Below are 19,892 nucleotides of genomic sequence, written 5' to 3'. Positions count from 1 at the left end.
AAGTGACGGACCGTCAAGTCATTTGCCGGACATCGGGCTCGCCGGGCCCTCGGCAGCTCCCTCCGCGGCCTCGAACTCTCGGCGAGCCCCTGGACTTCTCCGGGGGAGGTCGCTCAGAACCGTGCTCCGGCGTCCGCGCCGTTCGCCGGGCGCAGGAAGGTGGAGGACGGGATGGCGCCGGCGGCTGTCCTGGCCCCGGTGATGGTGCTCGCGTCGGTACTGACGAGTGACCATGTGCCGCCGGTGTTCCAGGAGTTGCCGCTCCCGGTGGAGTTCGAGCCCAGCGAGACGTTGCTGCCGTTGGCCACCGCCAGGTTCTTGGTCAGCGTGCTGGAGGAGCGGCTGAAGTCGAACCCGGCCTTGGTGTTGCTCCACGCGGTGCAGTGGTCGATCTTCATCTTGCCCGGGTTGTTGTTGTCGACGAAGCCGCCGGCGGAGTTGCCCCAGGCCATGCTGTTGCGCACGGTGTGGTCGGCGGCCACACCGTTGCCGCCCATCTTGAACCCGTTGCCGTCGCCCTGGTAGTCGGGCAGGTTCCACCGGTTGAACCCGTTGCCCCAGGCGAGGGTGTTCTCGACGAGGATCGGCGAGCTGTCGAACATCCAGAAGTCCAGGCCGTCGTCGGCGTTGTTCCACAACCGGGCGCCGCGCACCACGTTCCCGCTCCCGGAGCCTTCCTTGATGGCCAGCCCGTCGGCGCTCTCCCCGTTCTTCCGCGGATCGCGGTTGCCGTAGCTGTCCAGGTTCAGGATCTGGTTGTCGCCGGAAGCGCCCTGGAGGTGGAACCCCGACTCGTAGTTGTCCCGGGTGACGAGGCGGTCGAAGACGTTGTGGCTCGTGTCCAGGCCGAACACCCCGTAGGGCCCGTGGACGATCTCCAGTCCGGTCAGCCGCCAGTACTCGCCCTCGATGTGGACGGCCCCGCGCTCGATCCGGGGGATGCTCGAGCCCACCGCTCCCGGGGTGTACGGCATGTTCTCGCCGTCGATGACCACGCGTTCGCCGTTGTAGTTCCGCATCGTGATGGGCTGGCTCGCCGTGCCGCTCTTGAGCAGCCGGATGTTCGTGGTCGGTGCGTACGTTCCACCCCGGACCTGGATCGTGGTGCCCGCCTGCGCCAGGTCCACCGCGCGCTGGATCGTCTTCAACGGGGCTGCGAGGGTCCCCGGGTTGCTGTCACTGCCGTTGCCCGCCACGTACAGGTCGCTCGCCAGGACCTGAGCGTCGCCCTCCAGGGCGAGGTGGGCGGGTGTGGCGTGCGCGCTCCCCACGGAGGACGCGACGAGTAATCCGGCGAGGAGGCCGGCGGACCGGATGACGGGCTTCAGGCGCATGGTTCGTCTCCAAGGTGCGGCTCTGCACGGGACACGGGACACGGAACACGGAACACAGTTGAGAAAGCGCTTTCTGAGCCGAAACTAGGATCTGGACCAGGACACGTCAATAGTTATGTACGTGTTCACTCTTCACATGGATGAACCTGCGGGGGATCGGTCGGCTACCCTTCCGCCGGCCGCCCCGAGGCCGGGGTCCCGCGGAGTGCGGAGCGTGGAGTGCGGAACAAGGCTCACCGTCATGGGGTGACCGGCGTGGTCGGCGGTTTCTGGGGGAACGGAACCTCCGACCCCGGTCACCGGTGGGAGAGGCGCCCGAGGACGTCTCCCTCTTCTCCCGCGGCGTCACGGCACACTCGCACCAGCCGGCGCAGCCGACCGGAACGGCTGCCGCCGGATCCGCCGACGTCCCCCGGGTCAGCCCGCCTGGCCCATTCCCGCCGGACTGGGCCAGTTCTGGGCGTTCGGCCAGCCCGTCGTCGCCGCGGGCGACAACCCGTTCGTGCCCCGCACCTGCGCGGCCGTCAGGCCACCGCGGGCCGGCACACCCGGCGGGGTCGGCCCGCCGGGCCCACCCATCGGCCCGGCGGCCGGGGCAGCCGGAGCAGCCGTCGCCGGTGCCGTCCGAGGCTCCATCGCCGCCGCCGGAGCGGCCACCGCGGGCGCGGGCATCTGCATCGGCATCGGCACCGGAGCCATGGCGGCCGCCGCGGGCATCGGCGCCGGCGCCGATGCCGGTGCCGGAACCGACTGCGGGAACACCTGCGCCGCAGCCGGCACCGGCACCGGCACCGGCTGCGGCGCAGGGGCCGGCGCCGGAGTTGGAGTCGGAGTCGGCAGAGGCATCGGCGCCCCGCCGCCCAGTGCCTGCGCCTGCGCCGCGAGCCCCTGCAGGCCCGCCCCGTTCGTCGCTCCCACCAGCCGGTCCACCGCCGCCGTACCCGAGCTGTAGCCGGTCCCGTTGCCCAGCTCCGGTACGGCGGCTCCCCTCCTGGTCCCGTAGAGCACCTGTTCCAGGCCGGACACCAGGCGACGCACGTCCACCTGGGGGCGCACCACGAGCCGCAGGAAGCGGCTGGAGGATCCGATCTTGTTGCCGCACTCGCGGACCAGGATCCGGTGCTCGGTGAGCAGCCGGTCGCGGACGACCGTCCCCTCGGCGCCCACGGGAAGGCGTACGAAGAGGAAGTTCCCCTGGGAGGGGTAGACGGTCAGGCCGGGCAGCGCGGAGAGCTGGCTGGCCATGTCGAGGCGGTCGCGGCGTACCTGCATCAGGCTCTGCGCGTACTCGGGGCCGTGCTCCTTCAGCATGAACACCACGTGTTCGGCGAAGGAGTTGAGGTTCCACTTGGGCAGCATGGAGCGGACGCGGCCGGCCAGGGCCGGGTTGGCGACGAGGTAGCCGAAGCGGATGCCGTGCAGGCCGAAGTTCTTGCCGAGGCTGCGCAGGACGATGACGTTCGGGCGGAGCATCGCCTCCTGGACCACCGAGGGTTCGCTCTCCGCGTCGGCGAACTCCAGGAACGACTCGTCGACGATGACCAGGTCCAGGTCGGCCATCGCGTCCATGAACTGCACGATGGCGTGCTTGTGCAGGAACCCGCCGTCGGGGTTGTTGGGGTTGCAGATGACGGCGACGCGGGTGCCGCGCGAGCGGATGAACTCGGCGTACTGCGCGAGGTCCAGCGCGAAGCCGCTGGACTCCTGGAGCGGGAACATGTCGACCCGCTTGCCGGTCTCCATGGGCTGGTCGGTCCAGCGGCCGAAGGTGGGGACGGGGACGGCGAGGGACTCGCGCACCAGCAGGTGGTCGATCCAGGTGATCAGCTCGGTGGAGCCGTTGCCCATCGCGACCGCCTGCGGCGGGAGCTGGAGCAGGCTGCACAGCTCGGCGGTGATCGTGTCGGCGCTGCTCGGGTAGTACGTGATGATGTCCCGCAGCCGGGAGGCCATGTCGTCGAACATCTGCGGCGTGGGGAAGTACGGGTTGCAGGGGATGCAGAAGTCCACCGGGCCGCCCCCGTCGCCGCCCTCCCGCGTCAGCGCCGCCATCGACGGGCTGTGCGCGGCGGTGCTGCGGAACAACGAGGTGACGTTGTCGGCCATGGAACCTCCGTATGGGGCGGACCCGGCGGGGACGACCGGGTCCGTCGTCATGTGGGTGGCCCGCGCGGGGGAGCGCGGGCCACCTCTTCATACGGATACCGCGGTGGCGCCGTTCAACCGCCGGGGAATCGGTGGGAAGTCGTGCGCCGGCGGTGAGGACGCGGCCGCCGGTCGGGGGCGGACCGCCGGTGACGGCGCATCAGCTGTCTGACGTATCGGCTGTCGGTCGTATCGGCTGTCTGACGTATCAGCTGTCGAAGGAGTGGACCGTCGTCGTGCGGTACGTCTGCCCGGGCCGCAGCACCGTCGAGGGGAACGACGGCTTGTTCGGCGAGTCGGGGAAGTGCTGCGTCTCCAGGCAGAGCGCGTCGCCCTGGCGGTGGACGGTGCCGCCGCTGCCGACGAGCGTGCCGTCGAGGAAGTTGCCCGAGTAGAACTGGAGACCGGGCTCGGTGGTGGAGATCGTCATCCTGCGGCCCGAGGAGGGGTCGCGCAGGGTGGCCACCGGCACCGGACGGGCCGTGATCCCCTTGTCGAGGACCCAGTTGTGGTCGAAGCCCTGGCCGTACAGCAGCTGCTGGTGGGCGACCCGGATGTCCTCGCCCACGGTCTTGGTGCGGCGGAAGTCGAAGGGGGTGCCGGCCACCCTCGCCAGCTCGCCGGTGGGGATCAGCCCCGAGTCGACGGGCGTGTAGCGGGAGCCGGCGATCTTCAGCTGGTGGCCGTGGATCGAGCCGCTGTCCTCGCCGGCGAGGTTCCAGTAGACGTGGCTGGTCAGGTTGACGACGGTGGCCTTGTCGGTGGTGGCCTCGTAGTCGATGCGCCAGTCGCCGTGCCGGGTGAGGGTGTAGGTCACCTTCACCTTGAGCGTGCCGGGGTAGCCCATCTCCCCGTCGACGCTCGTGTAGTACAGGTGCAGGCCGACGTCCGAGCCCTTGGTGAACGGCTCGACGTCCCACACCCGCTTGTCGAACCCCTTGGAGCCGCCGTGCAGGGTGTTCGCGCCGTCGTTGACGTCGATCTGGTGGGCCCTGCCGTCCAGCGTGAACCGGCCCTTGCCGATCCGGTTGCCGAAGCGGCCGATCAGCGCGCCGAAGTACGGTGACTTGGCGACGTAGTCCTCGAGGTTGTCGAAGCCGAGGGAGACGTTCGCGTGGCGGCCGTGCCGGTCGGGGATCTCCAGCGACTGGACGATCCCGCCGTAGGAGAGGACCTTCAGGCGGGTGCCGCCGTTGGACAGGGACCAGCTGTGCACCTCGGTGCCGTCGGCGAGCGTGCCGAACAGCTTGCGCACCGGCGTTCTGCCGTCGGTGGAGTGAGCGGTGCCGTCGCCGGCGTGTGCCGTTCCGCCGAGCGTGCTCGCGGCGATGCCCGCGGCCGCGGCTCCCGCGATGACCGTGCGTCGGTTCAGTTCCATGTGCGGCTCCCTCGATAAGGGCGGGCCCCGCCGGCTGCTTTGACGGGGCCCGAAACTGACTTACGAACCGGACTTGCGCTTGTTCCACACGTCGAACCCGACCGCGGCCAGCAGGGCGAGGCCCTTGATGACCTGTTGCCAGTCGGTGCCGACGCTCAGGAGGTTCATGCCGTTGTTCAGCACGCCGAGGACGAGACCGCCGATGATCGCGCCGAGGACGGTTCCGACACCGCCGCTCATGGACGCGCCACCGATGAACGCCGAGGCGATGGCCTCGAGTTCGTAGTTCAGGCCCGCCTTCGGAGAGGCCGCGTTGAGGCGGGCGGCGACCACCAGACCCGCCAGGGCCGCGAGCACGCCCATGTTCAGGAAGACGTAGAAGGTGACCTTCTTGTCCTTGACGCCGGACAGCTTCGCGGCCGGCAGGTTGCCGCCGATCGCGTAGATGTGCCGGCCGAAGATCGAGTTGCGCATCACGTAGCCGTAGCCGACCACCAGCAGGCCCAGGATGATCAGCACGATCGGCGCGCCCTTGTAGCTGGCGAGCAGCAGGGTCACGACGAGCAGCGCGGAGACGATCGCGACGAGCTTCAGCAGGAAGATGTTGCGCGGCAGGATCTCCAGCGAGAACTCCTGCTGGCGCTTGCGGTCCCGGATCTCCTGGAGGACCACGAACGCGATCAGGACGATGCCCAGCAGCAGGGTGAGGTTGTGGTAGTTGGTCTCGGGGCCGGTCTCCGGCAGGAACCCGTTGCCGATCTTCTGCAGCCCCTGCGGGAACGGGCCGAGGGTCTGCCCCTCCAGCAGGATCTCCGTGACACCGCGGAAGGTCAGCATCCCGGCGAGGGTGACGATGAACGACGGTATGCCGAGGTAGGCGATGAAGAATCCCTGCACCGAGCCCGCCACGGCGCCCACGACCAGGCACAGCACCACGGCGACGGGCCAGGAGACGTCGTGCTGCACCGTCAGTACGGCCGCGAAGGCACCGACGAACGCGGTCAGCGAGCCGACCGACAGGTCGATGTGGCCCGCGATGATGACGAGCATCATGCCGATCGCGAGGATCAGGATGTAGCTGTTCTGCAGCACCAGGTTGGAGACGTTGCGCGGCAGCAGCAGGTCGCCGTCGGTCCACACCGCGAACAGCGCCACGATCAGGCCGAGGGCGATCAGCATGCCGTACTGCCGCATGTTGCGGCGCATGCCGTCCAGCATCAGCTGGAGCAGGCCCTCGCCCGCCGCGCCCCCGCTCTTGCCGGGCGGCGCGGGGGCCGGGCTCTTGGCGGTCACATCCGTGCTCATCGGGTTACCTCTTTGTCCTTCGTCATCTGACGCATCAGCGATTCCTGCGTGGCCTCGGCACGCGGGAACTCACCCGTCAGCCGCCCCGCGGCCATCGTGTAGATGCGGTCGCACATGCCGAGCAGCTCCGGCAGCTCGGAGGAGATGAAGACGACCGCCTTGCCCTCGGCGGCCAGCTTGTCGATGACCGTGTAGATCTCGTACTTGGCGCCCACGTCGATGCCGCGCGTGGGCTCGTCCAGGATCAGCACGTCGGGACCCGCGAAGATCCACTTGCTGAGGACGACCTTCTGCTGGTTGCCGCCCGACAGCTTGCCCACCGGTTCGAAGACGGTCGGCGCCTTGATGTTCATGGACTTGCGGTACCGCTCGGCGACCTGCCGCTCCTCGTGCTCGTCGACCACACCGCGCCTCGCGACCTTGCCCAGCGCGCTGAGCGAGATGTTGCGGTTGATGGTGTCGATGAGGTTGAGGCCGTAGTGCTTGCGGTCCTCGGTGACGTACGCGATCCCGTGCTTGACCGCCTCGGGGACGGTCTTGGTACGGATCTCCTCGCCGTCCTTGAGGACCGTGCCGGCGGCGTGCCGGCCGTACGTCCGCCCGAAGACGCTCATCGCGAGTTCGGTGCGGCCGGCGCCCATCAGGCCCGCGATGCCGACGATCTCCCCGCGCCGCACGTGGATCGACACGTCGTCGACCACCTTGCGCTGCTGGTCGATCGGGTGGTGCACGGTCCAGTTGCGGATCTCCAGGGCCGGGGCCGCGCCCTGCTCGGCCTCGTGCGGGGTCCGCTCGGGGAAGCGGTGGTCCAGGTCGCGGCCCACCATCCCGGAGATGATCCGGTCCTCGGTGGTGTCCGCGGCCTTCACGTCGAGGGTCTCGATGGACCGCCCGTCGCGGATGATCGTCACCGAGTCGGCGACCTTGCGGATCTCGTTCAGCTTGTGGGAGATGATGATCGAGGTGATGCCCTGGTTCTTCAACTCCAGGATCAGGTCGAGGAGTTTGCCGCTGTCCTCGTCGTTGAGAGCCGCGGTCGGCTCGTCGAGGATGAGCAGCTTCACCTCCTTCGACAGCGCCTTGGCGATCTCCACCAACTGCTGCTTGCCCACGCCGATGTCGGCGACGCGGGTCTCGGGGTGATCGCTCAGACCGACCCGGCGCAGCAGCTCGGAGGCGTGCCGCAGGGTCTGGTTCCAGTCGATCAGCCCGCGCTTGGCGTGCTCGTTGCCGAGGAAGATGTTCTCCGCCAGCGACAGGAACGGCACCAGCGCCAGCTCCTGATGGATGATCACGATGCCGTGCTGCTCGCTCGCCCTGATGTCCTTGAACTGGCAGACCTCTCCTTCGAAGAGGATCTCGCCCTCGTAGCTTCCGTGCGGATGGACGCCGGAGAGCACCTTCATCAAGGTGGACTTGCCGGCGCCGTTCTCCCCGCAGATGGCGTGGACCTCGCCCTGCCGGACGGTCAGTGAGACGTCCGACAGCGCCTTGACACCGGGAAAGGTCTTGACGATCGAGCGCATTTCCAGGACGGGTCCCGCCATGGTCGTGCCTTCCAATCCTTAGGGGGCGGGGGCTACTTGAGCTGGTCGGCCGTGTAGTAGCCGCCGTCGACCAGGACCTTCTGGTAGTTGGTCTTGTCCACGCTGACCGGCTCCAGCAGGTAGGCCGGGACGACCTTCGCGCCGTTGTCGTAGGTCTTGGTGTCGTTGACCTCGGGCTTCTTGTCGTTCAGGACCGCGTCGACCATGTTGGAGGCGACCTTGGCCAGTTCGCGCAGGTCCTTGTAGACGGTCTGCGTCTGCTCACCGGCGATGATCGACTTCACCGAGGCCAGCTCGGCGTCCTGGCCGGTGAGGACCGGCAGCGGCTTGCTCGCGGAGCCGTAGTTGTCCGACTTCAGCGCCGACAGGATGCCGATGGAGATGCCGTCGTACGGCGACAGGACCGCGTCGACCTTCTCGGTCTTGTACGACTTGGTCAGGATGTCGTCCATGCGGCGCTGGGCGGTGGCGCCGTCCCAGCGCAGCGTGGTCACCTGGGTGAGCTGGGTCTGGCCCGACCGCACCACGAGCTTCTTGCTGTCGATGTACGGCTGGAGCACGCTCATCGCGCCGTTGAAGAAGTACTTGGTGTTGTTGTCGTCGTTGGAGCCGGCGAACAGCTCGATGTTGAAGGGGCCCTTGCCGCTCTTCAGGCCGAGCTTGTCGACGATGTAGTTCGCCTGCAGCTCGCCGACCTTGGAGTTGTCGAAGGAGGCGTAGTAGTCGACGTTCTCGCTGCCGAGGATCAGGCGGTCGTAGGAGATGACCGGGATGTCCGCGTCCTTGGCCTGCTGGAGCACGTTGTCGAGCGACTTGTTGTCGATCGCCGCGACGATCAGCGCCTTGACGCCCTGCGCGATCAGGTTCTCGATCTGCGAGACCTGCTGGTCGGGCTTGTCCTCGCCGTAGACCAGCTTGGTCTTGTAGCCCTTGGCCTGGAGGTCCTTCTCGACGTTCTTGCCGTCGGAGATCCAGCGCTCGGAGGACTTGGTCGGCATCGCGATGCCGATCGTGCCGCCCTTGGCGCCGCCGCTCTTGTTCTCCTCGCTGCCGCCCTCGCCGCTCTGGCCGCAGGCGGACAGGGTCAGGGCGAGGGAGGCGGCGCCGGCGACGGCGGCGAGTGCGGCTCTGCGGTTACCCATGGTCATCATCCTTGATGTGTGTGCAGGGTTCGGTGTGCAGGGTTCGGTGTGCGCGGATTCGGTCTGTCTCGCGGTGCGACGGCGCTCCCGGCAGGTTCCCCGAAGACCGAGAAAGAGGTGTGTGGGATTCTGCGCGCCTGTGTCGTCTTCTGTGAAGCGGGGTTTCCGTAACGTTATGACTGGATGTCGAATCTGTTGAGTTCGCCGGGCAGTCGGGAGCCGAGCGGCGCCATGTCCCCGTCCGCCCCGTGCCGCGCCAGCAGGTCGAGTGCCAGCCGGCCGCGCCGCACCCGCTCGCGGGCCGTGGACAGCGTCACCTCGCGCAGGTGGTGGCCGTACGGATAGATGGCGGGGGCCTTGGAGAGGCCGAACTTCAGGTACAGCGGTGCGCCGCGCCGGATCAGCTCGGCGACCTCGTACATCCGCACGTACCCGCCGAGATCGTCGGGGGCCTCGATGTACATGTCCATGGGAGCGCCCGACACCCGCCGGATCTCCGTGAGGTGATCGAGCGTCAGGTCGCTGGGCACGTTGACCGAGTCGGCGCCCAGCCGCTCGTAGACCGCGTAGGCGGCCGGGTTGACGGGGCCGATCAGCGCCGAGACCTTGAGCGTGGTGTCGGCCGGGATGAGGCCGGCCGACCGCGCCCGGTGCAGCGTCCACAGCACGCCCTCGTCGGCGACGAGAAGGCACTTGACGCCCAACTCCGTCGCCCGCACGGCGTCTTCGACGCATCCGGCGACCGCGTCGTGGCCGCGGGCCCGCAGCCCCCCGCCGCGCGAGTCGGTACGCGTCGAGCCCCCGATGTCCCACGTGCCGCGCGGCCCCGTGAACAGGCACAGCTCGATGTCGCGCTCGTTCGTCGCGTCGACCATCTCGGTGATCTCGGCGTCGGTCAGCATCCACACGCCGCTGCCCTGGCTGATCCGGTGGATCGGCACGTCGAGCCGCGAGGCCTCCTTCAGGACGACACCCAGCGCTTCGGGACCCTCGCACGAGGGGATCTCGGTGCGCCAGCGGCCGCCGCCCGGGAAGGAGTGGGTGGAGGTGTCGGCGGGATCGAGGGCTGGCGCGCCCAGTCCGAGCGCGGTGAGCACCTGCTCACCGGGTCGGCGGGCGGCCGTAGTGGAGGCGTCGGTCGTCACAAGCTGTCCTTCGTGTTCGGTATGTCGGACGAGGTTCGCGGCTCAAGGCGTGGGGGGACCGGGTGTACGCCGGTGTGCGGGCCGTCAGGCCGCCCCGCACCGGCGTACGTCTAGGGGCGGAGCAGCACCTTGCCCACCTTCGGGTCGCCGGAGCCGACCAGCCTGATCGCCTCGGAGAACTCGGCGAGCGGCAGCTCGTGCGTGACCAGCGGCAGCGGATCGAGCAGCCCGGCCCCGAACACCCGCACCGTGTGCGACCAGGCGTCGGGCGGCGCTCCGAAGACGGTGTGCACCTCCAGCTGCCGCACGACCAGGTCCGTCGGGTCCAGGCCGTCGGCGCCCGGACCGGGGATGCCCGTCAGCACCAGCCGGCCGCCGCGCCTGAGCAGGGAGGCGGCGGTGCGGGCGGCCGAGGCGGACCCGGCGGTCTCGATCACCACGTCGAAGTCGTCGGGCAGGTCCTGGTCCCTGGTGCGGAAGTCGGTGGCGCCGAAGCGCCGGGACAGCGCCTCCCGGTCGTCGCGGGTCCCGACCACCAGCAGCTCGGCCGGCGAGCCCGCCCGCAGGAACTGCACGGCGAACATGCCCAGCGTCCCGGTGCCGACCACGGCGACCCGCTCGCCCGGCAGGGCGTGCGCCTTGATCGCGGCGGCCGCGATGCAGGCGGCCGGCTCCAGCAGCGCCGCCGCCGTGAGGTCGGCGTCCTGAGCCAGCACGTGCAGCAGCCGGGCCGGCAGGGTCAGCGTGGCCGCCATCGCGCCCGGCTGGGTGAAGCCGGTCTCCTCGTACCCGTCCGAGCACAGCGTCGTCTCACCCGCGTGACAGCGGTCGCACACCTGGCAGTTGCGGAAGCCCTCTCCGACCACCTTGCGGCCGACGAGCGAGACCGGCACCCCGGCGCCCACCGCCTCGACCGTCCCGGACCACTCGTGGCCGGGCGTGAGCGGGTAACGGACGTATCCTTCGGGCCGGTTGCCCTGGTACACCTCGCGGTCGCTGCCGCAGATGCCCACGGCGTGCACCCGCACCAGCGCCTCACCTGGCTCCGGCCGGCGGGGCGTGTGCGCGGTGAGCCGGTGCTCGCCGGGCGCCTCGACGACGACGGCGGTGCTCACTGCCCGGTGCCCTTCGGCTTGCGCTGCTCCCAGCCGTCGGCCCACAGGTCGAAGCGGGCCTGCTGCTGGGGGAACTCGGCGGCCGCGTCCACGTCCAGCTCGACCCCGAGACCGGGGGCGTCGGAGAGGTGGAAGTAACCGTCGACGACCTGCGGGGCCCCCTTGACGACCTTCTTGATCTCCGAGTCCGCGAAGTCGTTGAAGTGTTCGAGGATCTTGAAGTTCGGTGAGCTGAACCCGACCTGGAGGGAGGCCGCGGTCAGCACCGGCCCGCCGACGTTGTGCGGGGCGACCAGCATGTAGTGCGTCTCGGCGGTCGCGGCGAGCTTGCGCGTCTCCCAGATGCCACCGATGTGGCCGACGTCCGGCTGGATGATGTCGACCGCCTGGCTCTCGAACAGCTCGCGGAACTCGATCCGGTCGTGGATGCGCTCACCGGTGGCCATGGGGATGTCGACCTTGGCGGCGACCTTCTCCAGTGCCTTGAGGTTCTCCGGCGGGACCGGCTCCTCCAGCCAGGCCGGCTTGAAGGGCGCCAGCTCGTTCGCCAGCCGGACCGCGGTCGACGGCGAGAACCGGCCGTGCATCTCCAGCATCAGCTCCGCGTCCGGCCCGATGGCGTCGCGCACGGCCTCGATGAGGGAGACGGCGTACAGGGTCTGCTCGTGGTCCAGCTCGAAGTGCCCGGTGCCGAAGGGGTCGATCTTCAGCGCCTTGTACCCGCGCTCCATGACCCCCTGGGCGGCCTTGTGGTACGCCTCCGGCGTGCGCTCGGTGGTGTACCAGCCGTTGGCGTACGCCTTGACCTTGTCGGTGACCTTGCCGCCGAGCAGCTGCCAGACGGGGACGCCGAGGGCCTTGCCCTTGATGTCCCAGCACGCCATCTCGACGACGGCGATACCGGACATCACGATCTCGCCCGCCCGGCCGTAGTCGCCGTACTTCATGCGGCGCACGAGGTCCTCGACAGCGAACGGGTCGGAGCCGAGAATGTGGTTGGTCTCGGCCTCTTTCAGGTAACCGAGCAGCGCGTCGGTGTGGCCCAGCATGCGGGTCTCACCCACACCCGTGATGCCCTCGTCGGTGTGCACCTGGACGTAGGTCAGGTTGCGCCAAGGCGTCCCCACCACGTGGGTGCTGATTCCGGTGATGCGCACGGAAGTTGCCCTTCAGCTGTTCGAGATTTCGTCACACGTTCGAAATGCTGGCGTGACAGTAAGGACGCGGCCAGGGGGGTGTCAATGGGGTGGACACAGAGAGGTTTCGACAGTTTCGGGCGGGACTTTCGGTGCGGGGCGCGACCGGCGGTTCCGGGTCGGCCGGAGGCGGTAGCTCAAGGTAGCCAAACCGGAACAGTCGGTTCCCTGCACAATCTTCACAGGCGGCGCTAGGAACTTCACACGCCGGGAACTTAGTCTTCCCGCGTCATGGACTACTGCCACCCGTGCCGACGGCACCTCAACGGCGCCCTCGCCTGCCCGGGGTGCGGCACCCCTGCCGACCGGTTGCCCACGCACCCGCAGGAGGCGTACGAACCGGATCCGTACGCCCCCGAGGAGCCCTTGCCGAAAGAGCGCGGCCCCGGTGCGGACCGGGGCACTCCCGAGGTCCCCGAAGCTCCCGAAGTGACCGACGCCGAGCCTGAGTTCGGGGCCAGGGGCGGTGCCGGTGCCGGTGCCGGTGCCGGTGTCGGGGCCGGCGCCGGTGTCGGGGCCGGCGCCGGGGGCGATTCCGCGCCCCCCGCCGCCGGACGCGCGCGCCGCCGTGAACAGGGCCGCGGCCGGGGCGGCGGGGAACGCGGGCCGGCCGGTGAGGGCCCCGCCGAGGGCGAGGCGAGCCGTCGCGATCGCAAGGCCGCCGCGCACCGCCGTCGCCGTCGCCGCACGCTCCTCGTCACCGCCGGTTTCCTGCTCGCCGCGGGCGGCCTGAGCCTGGCCGAACTCGGCATCGACGCAACCGGGTTCGGCTCCTCCTCGAACCCGGCGGCGGCAGGCGGGGAGTCCGCGCGGATCGAGTCCGAGGAGGCGCCGGGTGCCACGGCCGAGCCGGACGACGACGCGGAGGGCGACGGTGGAGAAACCGCTTCCCCGTCCGCGGACCCGTCCGCCTCCGCCTCCGCCTCGGAGTCACCGTCGGCATCGGCGTCGGCGTCGCCCGGCGAGTCGGAGACGGCCCGGGACGACACGGACCAGGACCCCCAGTCGGCTCCCGCCCCGGGCACGCCCCCCGCGGCCTCCACCCCGGCGGACCCCGCCCCCGGCACCCCCTCGGCCGACCCGACCACCTCCGACCCGAAGCCGCAACCGTCACCGTCGGAAACGTGCGAACGGTTCCTGTGGTGGTGCACGTAGCGTCGCCCGTTTCCGGGCCGGGGCCGGCACCCGCTCCGCGGCGCGGACTCGGCGGGCCGGGGAGACGGCGAAGGGCCTGAAGCCGTGCCGGCGCAGGACGTGGGGCACCACCACGGCCTCGGGGAACAACGGAGCAGCCGTTAGCGCTAAGCACTTGATCTTGGTCCAGTAGCACAGGGGTTCCCGGTTTTGCGGTTGTTCGGCGGAAGATCGCATGAATGGCTCGGCGCGTGGCTAGCGTCCGCCGGGTGCCAGTGGAGTTTCTGACTGATGAGCAGGCTGGGGCGTACGGGCGGTTCGTGGAGGAGCCGACGCGGCCGGAGCTGGAGCGGTTCTTCTACCTCGATGACGTCGACCGGAAGTTGATCCGGAAGCGGCGCGGGGATCACAACCGGCTGGGGTTCGCGCTCCAGATGTGCACCGTCCGCTACCTGGGGCTGTTCCTGGAGGACCCGCTGGATGTGCCGTGGTCGGTGATCGAGTACCTGGGGGAGCACCTGGGCGTGGAGGATGTCTCGTGTGTCAAGCGGTACACCGAGCGGCAGATGACGGCGTACGAGCATGCGTGGGAGATCCGGGACGCCTACGGCTACCACCAGTTCGAGGACCACGAGTGGGGCCGGAAGTTCCGTGCGTTCCTGCACGGTCGTGCGTGGACGCACGCCGAGGGGCCGGTGGCGCTGTTCAACCAGGCGGTGGGGTGGCTGCGCCGGAACCGGGTGCTGCTGCCGGGCGTGAGCGTGTTGGCCCGGCAGGTGGCGGAGGTCCGGGCGGTCGCGGAGAAGCGGCTGTACGTCACGGTGGCCAGGGCCGTGCAGCGGGCGGACGCGTCGCTGCACGGCGATCTGGTCGCGCTGCTTGAGGTGCCGGAGGGGCGGCGGGTCTCGGAGCTGGAGCGGCTGCGCCGGCCGCCGACGCGGACCACGGGCACCGGCATGGCGAAGGCTCTGGAGCGGATCGATGAGATCTCCTCCTTCCAGCTGGGCCGGGTGAAGATCGGCAAGGTGCCGCCGAACCGGCTGGCGGCGCTGGCCCGTACGGGGCTGGGCAGCAAGGCGCCGAACCTGGAGCGCACCCCGGAGCCGAAGCGCACGGCGCTGCTGACGTCGGTGGTGCGGCACCTGGAGGCGTCCGCGATCGATGACGCGCTGGACCTGTTCGCGCTGCTGATGCAGGTGAAGCTGATCAGCGCAGCGAAGCGGGCCACGGACAAGGACTGGCTGGCGGCGAAGCCGCGGCTGGCGAAGGCGTCCCGTACGGTCACGGCGGTGTACCGGCTGTGGAGCGAGCAACTGAACCTCGTCACCGAGCACGGCGCCGACCTGGACGCAGCGGCGCTGTGGCGGGCGCTGGAGACGGAGGTCGGCCCGCGCGAGGACGTCGAGGCCGCCGCCACGCTGCTGGACGAGCTGCTGCCGCCCGGGGACGACGAGGCAGAAGCCGAGATGCGGCGCCTGCTGGCCACCCGCTACAACACCGTCCGCCCCTTCCTGTCCCTGCTCGGGGAATCGGCCGCGCTCGGGGCGGCCTCCGGCGGGGCGAGGGTGCTGGCGGCGGTGAAGCGGCTGCCCGCACTGGCCCGGCGGAAGGTGAAGGCCAAGCCGCTACTGCCACGCGAGATCGACGGCAAGCTCGTGCCACCGGCGTGGAAGCGCGCAGTGTTCTCCAACCCCGACCTGCCCGAAGGAGCGGTGGACCGCGACGCGTACGTGGTGTGCGTGCTGGAGCAGCTCTACCGCGCGCTGAACCGCCGGGACGTGTTCGCCTCACCGTCGAACCGATGGTCCGACCCGCGGGCGCGGCTGCTGGACGGCAAGCAGTGGGAGGCCGTCGCCGAGGACGTCCTGCACGGCCTGAGCCTGGACCAGCCGGTCGAGGAACACCTCGCCGGGCGGGTGCGGGCGCTGGACGCCGCGTGGCAGCTGATGGCCGAGCGGCTGGAAGAGGCCGGGCAGGACGCCAAGCTCAGCTTCGAGGTGCAACCCAACGGTCGGCTGAAGCTGAACGTGGACCGGCTCGGCGCCCTCGGCGAACCGAAATCGCTGCGCTGGCTGCGCAAGACCACCGCGGCGATGCTCCCGAGGATCGACCTGCCGGACCTGCTGTTCGAGGTTGATGCCTGGACCGGGTTCCTGGACGCCTTCGTGCACCTCGGTGACGGCCGCACCCGCATGGAGAACCTGAAGACCTCCCTGGTAGCGCTGCTGGTCGCGGAGGCGTGCAACATCGGCTACACCCCCGTCATTGACCCGAATGACGAGGCACTCACCCGGGCCCGGCTCGTGCACGTCGACCAGTACTACCTGCGGGCCGACACCATCGCCGCGGCTAACGCGCGCCTGATCGAAGCCCAGGGACGCGTGCCGATCGTCGAGCACTGGGGAGAGGGCCTGCTCGCATCCGTCGACGGGCTGCGGTTCGTGGTGCCCAAGCGCACCATCAATGCCGGTCCGTCGCCGAAGTACTACCACTTCAAACGCGGCATCACCTGGCTCAACGCCGTAAATGACCAGGTCGCGGGCATCGGGCAGATGGTGGTGCCGGGCACCCCGCGCGACTCCCTGCACATCCTGGACACCCTGCTCAACCTGGACGCCGGGGTGAAGCCGGAGATGGTCGCCACCGACAACGCCTCGTACTCCGACATAGTGTTCGGCCTGTTCTCCATGCTCGGCTACAACTTCTCCCCGCGTTTCCGCGACCTGGCCGACCAGCGGTTCTGGCGCGTGGAGATGCCCGGTGTCACGACCGGCGGCTACGGGCCGCTGGAGGCCCTGGCCCGCAACCGGGTGAACCTGAACAAGGTCATCACGCACTGGCCGGACATGCTGCGAGTGGCTGGCTCCCTGGTGACCGGGCAGGTCAGGGCATACGACCTGCTGCGGATGTTCGGCCGCGAGGGGCGCCCCACCCCGCTCGGCACCGCGTTCGCCGAGTACGGGCGGATCGCCAAGACCCTCCACCTGCTGCGCGTGGTCGACCCCGTCGACGACACCTACCGCCGGCAGATGAACCGGCAGCTCACCGTCCAGGAGTCCCGCCACAAGCTGGCCCGCGACATCTGCCACGGCAAGCGCGGGCAGATCATGCAGGCATACCGCGAGGGACAGGAAGACCAACTCGGCGCGCTCGGCCTGGTCCTCAACGCCGCCGTGCTGTGGACCAGCCGCTACCTCGACGCCGCGGTCACGGCGCTGCATGCGCTGCCCGCTGGCCAGCGTGAGCACGAGGTCCTGGACGAGGACGTGGCCCGGCTCTCCCCGCTCAAGCACGCGAACCTCAACTGCCTGGGCCGCTACAGCTTCCGGCCCGCCCTTCCCGGCCGCGGGATGCTGCGGCCCCTGCGCGAGGCGGTCGACGCCGCCGACGACGAGGACACGGAGGCCGGCATGTAGAGGGCGGCAGCGCCCATCCCCGGCCTGGCCGGGGATGTGGCGGTCACACCACAGGCGCCGAGCAGGGCATGGTTTCTGATGGTTTTTCTCGGAGAAACAGCCAGATACGTCTCTCTTCCCGCCGGGAGGGAGGGCGTGTTCCGAGACGGAGGGGATGCAGATGAGCAGTGCAAGCAGTGCGGACGAAGAGTGGATGGACCTGGCGGACGCGATCACCCTGCTGCGGGATCAGATCGCCGAGGCACAGCGCCGGATCACCGATCCCGCGGGCGGGGGTGACAAGGGGGTGCGGTTCACGGTGGGTGAGATCACGCTGGACCTCGGCCTGGAGCTGACCGGCACCAAGGGCGTCAACGGCGGGCTGCGTTGGAGCGTGATCAGCCTGGGTGGGAAGAAGGAGAGTGGCCGCAAGGCCACCCACGTGGTGACCGTGAAGCTGACCCCTGGCAAGCCGGGCGGCGGCGATGTCGAGGTCCGCGACAGGGAGCAGCCGCTCCTGGCTGATTGATGTGGCAGTGACCGTGGCTGGAGGGGGAAGCGTTCGTGGAGTTGGATCGCCGGGTGCAGATCCGGGTGGCCCTCAGGGGCGAGGATGCGAAGGGGTTCGGGACGGGGTACCTGGTCGCCCCCAGGCTGGTGCTGACCGCCGACCACGTCCTGGACGACCTTGACCCAGGCGGCGGGCGGTTCGCGCTGACGGTGTGCCGACCCGATGACGGCGAGAGGGAGTACCCGGCGAGCGTGCGCTGGCGACAGCGGGACGACAAGGCCGATGCCGCGCTGGTCGAGATCGCCGCCGACTGCGACTGGCCGGTTCCCGAGTCTCTCTCCGACCTGATCGCCAGGCCGCCGCAGCGCTATGGGCACCTCATCGGCACCTGCTCCCGCCCGGTATCCCTGACCGGCTTCCCCCGGTTTCAGAAAGACCCCGAGCGGGGCCGCCTGGACGAGCACATGGAGGGCCAGATCACCCCAGGCACCGGGACGCTCGCCCGCCGCTATGAGGTCACCAGCACCACGCCCGTGCCCGTCGGCCCGTCGGCCGTCGGCGGCACCCGCTGGTCCGGCATCTCCGGGGCCGCTGTCCTGGCCGACGACGGCTCCGTCGGCGACCTGCTGTGCGGCATCGTCCGCCACGACCGCCAGGCCGACGCCGGCACCCGCCTGACCGCCACCCCCATCAGCCACCTCCTCAGCGACCGGGACGGGCGTCCCTCCGAGTTCCGTCGACTGGTCGCCGAGCACACTGGCTGGGACCCGGTCCTCGAACCCATCGAACCCGCCCCGCTTCTCAAACCCGCCACCGTCGACCGCGACCTCGACTCACCCGCCGCCCTGCTGCGCGCCGACACCGAAGCCGTCGCCTTCCACGGCCGTGAGCAGGAACTCGCCGACCTGCACGCATGGTGCACCACCAACCCCGCCAAAATCGCGATCCAGGTGATCACCGGCCCCGGCGGACAGGGCAAGACCCGCCTCGCCCGCCACCTCACCGACACCCTCAGCCACGAGAACTGGGTCACCGGGCACTTACGCTCCGACCTCGCCGACCACGACACCTCGCCCGACTTCACCCCCCTGAACACCGCACTGCCCCTGCTCCTGGTCGTCGACTACGCCGAGACCCGCCCCCGCCTGCTGCGCCGCCTGATCACCCACCTCCACACCACCCGCCACCGGGTCCGCCTGCTCCTACTCGCCCGCTCCGACGGCGAATGGCGCACCGACACCCTCAGCGCCACCCCGCCTGTCCGCCGCCTCCTGGCCGCAGCCCCCGTTGTCCCGCTCGGCCCGCTCCAGCCCGCTGCCCGAACCTCCCAGGACCGCAGCGAAGCATTCCGTAACGCTGCCCACGACCTGGCGCTCCTACTACCCCGTGTCCCCAGCATCCCCAGCGTTCCCGGCCATGACTGGACAGCCCTCGCCGACATGCTCCGCCCCGCCGACGACCTCGCCCACCCCCGCTACGGCAACGCTCTCACCCTGCAGCTTGCCGCCCTGGTGACGCTCCTTCAGAACGGCCCGCGCCCCGCCCGCGCCGACTCCGGTGACCCGGCGGAGAAGGTCTTGCTTGAGCACGAGGGACGTTTCTGGGAGGACAGCGCGCAGGCCCCCGCCTTCAAACTCGGCCTGGGCACCACCACCTTGAAGGCCGCCGTGGCGGTCGCGGCCCTGTGCGGTGCCGACAGCGCCGACGCCGCCGCCCGCGTCCTCGCCGCGGTCCCAGGTATGCCCGCCGACACGACTACACGCGCCGCGGCGTGGCTCGCACGCCTGTATCCGGCCGACCGCGACAGGGACTCGCTCCGACCCGACCGCTACTGGGGCTCGCTCCAACCCGACCGCATTGCCGAGTACCACGCCACCAGCGTGTTGATAGAGGGCGACATCAAGCTGCCCGCCCTCCTCAGCGCGGCTGGCTCTGACCAACAGGCTCAGATCGTCACCGTCCTGACTCGCGCCGCCATCGCCCACTACAACGCCGCCCGCACCACCGACACTAGGTACGTCCTCCGCACTCTGGACACATCCCTGGACACCGCTCCCCTCGCCTACCCAGCACTTGAATCGGTCTCGGCCGCACTTCCCTATCGATCGCGCATCATCGCCCCCCTCGCCCTCCGGCTCGCCACGACCCTCGCCCAGGCCCACCAGCAGATGGCGCACGGTTTCCCTGACCCTTACGAATTCGACCTCCTCGCCACCTCGCTGTCCAACCTCGGCGTCCGGCTGTCGGAGGTGAGGCGCTGGGGGGAGGCCCTCGCCGCGACGCAGGAGGCGGTGGTGATCCGGCGTCGGCTCGCTGCCGACGACCCCGCCGCCCACGAACCCGGCCTCGCCACCTTGCTGTCCAACCTCGGTCTCTGGCTGTCAAGGGCGGGGCGCTGGGGCGAGGGTCTCGCCGCTGGGCAGGAGGCGGTGGTGATCTTGCGTCGGCTCGCTGCCGACGACCCCGCCGCCCACGAACCCGGCCTCGCCACCTCGCTGACCAACCTCGGCCACCAGCTGTCGGAGGTGAGGCGCTGGGGGGAGGC

At 70.0% G+C, this 19,892-nt stretch carries 13 protein-coding genes; 4 read left to right on the top strand and 9 right to left on the bottom strand.

Annotated elements, in window-relative coordinates:
* Positions 1 to 113: 113 nt before the first annotated feature.
* The 9 genes from ACIP5W_RS09410 to ACIP5W_RS09370 all read right to left on the bottom strand — a co-directional run bounded on the left by ACIP5W_RS09410 (position 114) and on the right by ACIP5W_RS09370 (position 12,268).
* Positions 114 to 1,334 (bottom strand): right-handed parallel beta-helix repeat-containing protein, encoded by a 1,221-nt coding sequence (locus ACIP5W_RS09410; RefSeq protein WP_401469207.1) that lies wholly within the window; start codon positions 1,332 to 1,334, stop codon positions 114 to 116.
* A gap of 417 nt (positions 1,335 to 1,751) precedes the next feature.
* Positions 1,752 to 3,440 (bottom strand): pyridoxal phosphate-dependent aminotransferase, encoded by a 1,689-nt coding sequence (locus tag ACIP5W_RS09405; RefSeq protein ID WP_401469204.1) that lies wholly within the window; start codon positions 3,438 to 3,440, stop codon positions 1,752 to 1,754.
* Between the two features lie 247 nt (positions 3,441 to 3,687).
* Positions 3,688 to 4,857, bottom strand: a complete 1,170-nt coding sequence (locus ACIP5W_RS09400; RefSeq protein WP_401469201.1) for an aldose epimerase family protein — start codon at positions 4,855 to 4,857, stop codon at positions 3,688 to 3,690.
* Positions 4,858 to 4,917: 60 nt separating this feature from the next.
* On the bottom strand, positions 4,918 to 6,162 hold the full coding sequence (mmsB, locus tag ACIP5W_RS09395) for a multiple monosaccharide ABC transporter permease (RefSeq protein ID WP_401469198.1): 1,245 nt from the start codon (positions 6,160 to 6,162) through the stop codon (positions 4,918 to 4,920).
* On the bottom strand, positions 6,159 to 7,709 hold the full coding sequence (gene mmsA, locus ACIP5W_RS09390) for a multiple monosaccharide ABC transporter ATP-binding protein (protein WP_401469195.1): 1,551 nt from the start codon (positions 7,707 to 7,709) through the stop codon (positions 6,159 to 6,161). The genes mmsB and mmsA overlap by 4 nt, the downstream gene beginning before the upstream one ends.
* Positions 7,710 to 7,741: 32 nt before the next feature.
* A complete protein-coding gene (gene chvE, locus ACIP5W_RS09385; RefSeq protein ID WP_401469192.1) occupies positions 7,742 to 8,851 on the bottom strand; it encodes a multiple monosaccharide ABC transporter substrate-binding protein in 1,110 nt (369 codons plus the stop codon).
* Positions 8,852 to 9,024: 173 nt separating this feature from the next.
* On the bottom strand, positions 9,025 to 9,996 hold the full coding sequence (locus tag ACIP5W_RS09380) for a hypothetical protein (RefSeq protein WP_401469190.1): 972 nt from the start codon (positions 9,994 to 9,996) through the stop codon (positions 9,025 to 9,027).
* A 110-nt stretch (positions 9,997 to 10,106) separates the two neighbouring features.
* Complete coding sequence (locus ACIP5W_RS09375) at positions 10,107 to 11,111, bottom strand: zinc-binding dehydrogenase (protein ID WP_401469187.1); 1,005 nt, start codon at positions 11,109 to 11,111, stop codon at positions 10,107 to 10,109.
* Positions 11,108 to 12,268 (bottom strand): mandelate racemase/muconate lactonizing enzyme family protein, encoded by a 1,161-nt coding sequence (locus tag ACIP5W_RS09370; protein ID WP_401469184.1) that lies wholly within the window; start codon positions 12,266 to 12,268, stop codon positions 11,108 to 11,110. Before ACIP5W_RS09370 ends, ACIP5W_RS09375 begins: the two co-directional genes overlap by 4 nt.
* A gap of 468 nt (positions 12,269 to 12,736) precedes the next feature.
* On the opposite strand from ACIP5W_RS09370, the gene ACIP5W_RS09365 reads away from it, so the two are divergent.
* The 4 genes from ACIP5W_RS09365 to ACIP5W_RS09350 form a co-directional block, all read left to right on the top strand.
* Positions 12,737 to 13,462: a hypothetical protein gene (locus tag ACIP5W_RS09365; RefSeq protein WP_401469181.1), complete on the top strand. Its 726-nt coding sequence runs from the start codon at positions 12,737 to 12,739 to the stop codon at positions 13,460 to 13,462.
* 248 nt (positions 13,463 to 13,710) lie between these two features.
* Positions 13,711 to 16,857, top strand: a complete 3,147-nt coding sequence (locus ACIP5W_RS09360; RefSeq protein WP_401469178.1) for a Tn3 family transposase — start codon at positions 13,711 to 13,713, stop codon at positions 16,855 to 16,857.
* 160 nt (positions 16,858 to 17,017) lie between these two features.
* The gene (locus ACIP5W_RS09355; protein ID WP_401469175.1) at positions 17,018 to 17,365 is read left to right on the top strand and encodes a trypco2 family protein; all 348 of its coding nucleotides are present in this window, start codon (positions 17,018 to 17,020) and stop codon (positions 17,363 to 17,365) included.
* A 35-nt stretch (positions 17,366 to 17,400) separates the two neighbouring features.
* Positions 17,401 to 19,892: tetratricopeptide repeat protein (locus tag ACIP5W_RS09350; protein ID WP_401469172.1), on the top strand; the 2,492-nt coding region annotated here is incomplete at its 3' end.

The sequence above is a fragment of the Streptomyces sp. NPDC088766 genome, from assembly GCF_044750845.1.
In the GTDB taxonomy this organism is placed as follows: domain Bacteria; phylum Actinomycetota; class Actinomycetes; order Streptomycetales; family Streptomycetaceae; genus Streptomyces.
This window is presented reverse-complemented; position numbering and strand designations above follow the sequence as displayed.

What these genes read in the sequence shown, in the direction of transcription:
- ACIP5W_RS09410 (WP_401469207.1), bottom strand. Translation starts at nt 1,334, where the DNA reads ATGCGCCTGAAGCCCGTCATCCGGTCCGCCGGCCTCCTCGCCGGATTA.
- ACIP5W_RS09405 (WP_401469204.1), bottom strand. Translation starts at nt 3,440, where the DNA reads ATGGCCGACAACGTCACCTCGTTGTTCCGCAGCACCGCCGCGCACAGC.
- ACIP5W_RS09400 (WP_401469201.1), bottom strand. Translation starts at nt 4,857, where the DNA reads ATGGAACTGAACCGACGCACGGTCATCGCGGGAGCCGCGGCCGCGGGC.
- mmsB (WP_401469198.1), bottom strand. Translation starts at nt 6,162, where the DNA reads ATGAGCACGGATGTGACCGCCAAGAGCCCGGCCCCCGCGCCGCCCGGC.
- mmsA (WP_401469195.1), bottom strand. Translation starts at nt 7,709, where the DNA reads ATGGCGGGACCCGTCCTGGAAATGCGCTCGATCGTCAAGACCTTTCCC.
- chvE (WP_401469192.1), bottom strand. Translation starts at nt 8,851, where the DNA reads ATGGGTAACCGCAGAGCCGCACTCGCCGCCGTCGCCGGCGCCGCCTCC.
- ACIP5W_RS09355 (WP_401469175.1), top strand. Translation starts at nt 17,018, where the DNA reads ATGAGCAGTGCAAGCAGTGCGGACGAAGAGTGGATGGACCTGGCGGAC.